Source organism: Rhodoferax sp. RT5P35 (assembly GCF_056521385.1).
In genome coordinates this window covers 380-1,158 of record NZ_JBWMAX010000257.1, presented here as the reverse complement: position 1 = coordinate 1,158, position 779 = coordinate 380, and the positions used below count along the sequence as shown (strand labels likewise).

The following is a 779-nucleotide window of genomic DNA, read 5'->3' as shown; positions in this document are numbered from 1 at the left end:
ACACGGCATACACCCTGCGCCGCTGCACCGGCTTCTGGCCGTCGGTAACGTCGGGAATGGCGAGGCCCTTGACCACGCTCAGCGCGTATTCCAGGTAGGCACGCTGCGCGTAGCTGGCCAGGCTCAGGCCGTCGTCGTCAATGACGGGTTCGGGCACGGGCGGGTCTTCTGGCAGGTCCAGTTCGGGTTGGTCGGTCATGGGAGGTAGAGAAAAAGAAAGACAGCGGCAAACATCGCCGCAAAAAAGCCGCTAAAACGAAAAACCTCAGGGCAGCACGGCCACCGGTGGCAGATTGCCCCGGCCTGCGGCACCGCCCGACAACTCCATGCGGATGCGCGACGGCAGGCGACGCTGCTCGGCCAAGGAGGCAGGCGGCTTGAGGCCGTTGTAGAGCTGGAGCACGGTTTTCACGTAGGCCTGGGTTTCCTTGTAATTGGGAATGCGGTTGCCCGCCCTTTGCACTGCACCCTCGCCTGCGTTGTACGAGGCCACGGCCAGCTCCAACTGGCCAGGAAACATGCGGATCAGGTCGCTGAGGTAGCGCGTACCGATGCGGATATTGGTTTTGGGGTCAAACAGCTTTTGTTCTATGCTGAGCTTGGTATCGCCCACCAGCCCGTAACGCTCTGCCGTTGCCGGCATGATCTGCATCAGGCCGACAGCGCCCTTGGGCGACACCGCGGTGCTGTTGAAGCCCGACTCGGCCACGATCAAGGCCTGCAGCAGCTCGTAATCGACGCTGAGCTTGGTGGAGGCCTCGCGCAGATGGTGTTTGACG

Annotated in this window: 2 protein-coding genes; both read right to left on the bottom strand. The window is 62.5% G+C overall.

What is annotated here, in order from left to right:
- On the bottom strand, nt 1-199 hold a 199-nt coding region (locus tag AC097L_RS25465; protein ID WP_479589488.1), incomplete at its 3' end, for a hypothetical protein.
- Between the two features lie 66 nt (nt 200-265).
- A partial coding sequence (locus AC097L_RS25460) for a lytic transglycosylase domain-containing protein (protein WP_479589487.1) occupies nt 266-779 on the bottom strand: 514 nt, incomplete at its 5' end.